Below are 2,045 nucleotides of genomic sequence, written 5' to 3' on the forward strand. Positions count from 1 at the left end.
TCAATTACGTGACTTTACAGGTCACACCCAAGTCTTATTGAGGTTGAGCATTATCGTGTAGGCACTCTCGTAGGCATCTGTAATATCCTCCATGAAATCCGGGTGTATGGGATTGCAACGGTGTGAGCGACGCGGGTCGTCGAAGTTAATCACATAGAACTTTGGCTTCACCTTGTAGCCCTCCGGGTGGTTCAGCAAATGGTTGTAGGCGATGGTTGATAAGTCGCTGAATTTGAAGTCGTACACATACATTGAGAAGCCCTTTTCAATCTGTTGCTTGATATAATTGTTTACAACGGCGTATGACTTTCCGCTGCCCGGCGTACCCAACACGATGGACGCACGGAAGGGATTCACCACATTGATCCAGCCGTTGTTCCAACGCTTTTTGTAATAGAAGCGTGTGGGCAGATTGACCGAATACTCGCTTTCGATGAGCCTTGTTTCCTGCATGAAACTCTCGTTCTCGTTGTTGAAAACATCCTCCATCAGATTGTGTTTCAACAGACGGCTCATCCACAGACCACCCATCAGCAGGCAGACATAACCCGTACCGATGGTAAGGATATACAGCCCCGTCACCGCTTCAACCGGCAGCGGCAGAGCCAGTATCCACCAGTTCAGAAAAAACAGCACGGACCCGATGGCGAGTGCCGTCCATATTCTTCTCCATGTGATTTTCTCACCCTTGACCCCCTTCGTACCCAGACAGGACAGGGCAAGCAGCAGGACGGCAAACAGTTTCGTGTACAGAATGGAATGGAACAGCCCCGCCGTGCGGTCGAAGTTCATCAGGATTTTATCCACCACGCCGATGTTCACGCCCCACAGCCGGATGGCTTCGTAGCAGAACCAGTACACGTTCATGACCACTAAAATGATACTCACGGCACGCAGAAAATCCATGATTTTCGCCAATGCCCTCAAATCGTCTTCTTGTTGTGACATACATTGATTTTTTAATTGTTGATACTCCGATTACATACCCAAGCCCTTGCGCTTTTTCTTCTTTTTGCGCTTCATCGCCCGGATGAAAGCCTCTTCCTCGGCATCGGTCGCCGGACCTTCGGGAGTGAGCAAGCCCATACCTCCCGACACGTCTGCACCATTGTATGCAGTCTGCCCGTGTGCCTTGTCCGCAGCATCCGCCGGTATGGATAGCGGTATCGGCGGCTGTCCGGCGTATGGCAGGGTGAAATGTTCCTGCAAGGTATTCGCCGAAAGCTCCTTGCCCATGCGAGAACCGTTCAGTACACATCCTGTGCGGTGGTCGATGAAGGTAGCCCCATAGATGCGCCCTTCCTCTGTGTAGCGCAGCACGGTATCTATGCCCTTCTCTTTGAGCCGGGAAATAAACCTGTCCTTGTCATAAGTGCCTTGCAGCACGGAAAGGACGGTGCGTTTCGTCATGTCGGCGAGCTTCCTGTCCTTAATTTCTGATTTGGAACGGATAAATTTTCTCTGTACGGCTTCATAACCTGCGAACTTCCCGAAAAGCGAGGATTTGAACGGGTTACCCACCTTGTTGCCTTTATCGTCTGTGACGGAATAGACCAGCCCGTGATACTCCCGTCCGCGCACGTTACCCCTCGCTTCCTCCACCGTCAGGTTATAGAGGAAAAGGAGCGCACGGTATTCGCCCATCGTCTGGAAACGGTACTGCCCGTTCAGAACCTTCAGGGTATTGCCCACCTGCTTCTTCACATCGCCTGCCGATGCGTCCACCCGGCGCAGCGGCGTGTCAAGACGGCGGTTTCTGCGCTCCGCATCGTGCAGCCCGTATTTCTTTTCAAGCTCACGAGTAATCTGCTTGCTGCGGTAGTAGTTGTTCTTGTCACTGATACATTTCCCGTTCTCATCCACCCGCACCGTCACAATGTGCAGATGGTGACGGTCGATGTCCTCGTGCTTGAATACAAGATAAGGCTGGTTGCCAAAACCGAGCTTTTCCAGATACTCGCGGGCGATGTCCTGCAATTCCGCATCGGTCAGCACATCCTCCGGGTGCGGGTTGAGCGAGATATGCACCACCGGTTTCTCCACTT

1 protein-coding gene and 1 pseudogene are annotated in these 2,045 nt (G+C 52.2%); both read right to left on the reverse strand.

Annotated features, from left to right (window positions below; genetic code table 11):
- Positions 1-24: 24 nt before the first annotated feature.
- Positions 25-948, reverse strand: a pseudogene (locus tag HMPREF9442_RS08485) (YWFCY domain-containing protein); the annotation flags it as partial.
- A 30-nt stretch (positions 949-978) separates the two neighbouring features.
- On the reverse strand, positions 979-2,045 hold a 1,067-nt coding region (mobB, locus tag HMPREF9442_RS08490; protein ID WP_040602852.1), incomplete at its 5' end, for a conjugal transfer protein MobB.

The sequence above is a fragment of the Paraprevotella xylaniphila YIT 11841 genome, assembly GCF_000205165.1.
In the GTDB taxonomy this organism is placed as follows: domain Bacteria; phylum Bacteroidota; class Bacteroidia; order Bacteroidales; family Bacteroidaceae; genus Paraprevotella; species Paraprevotella xylaniphila.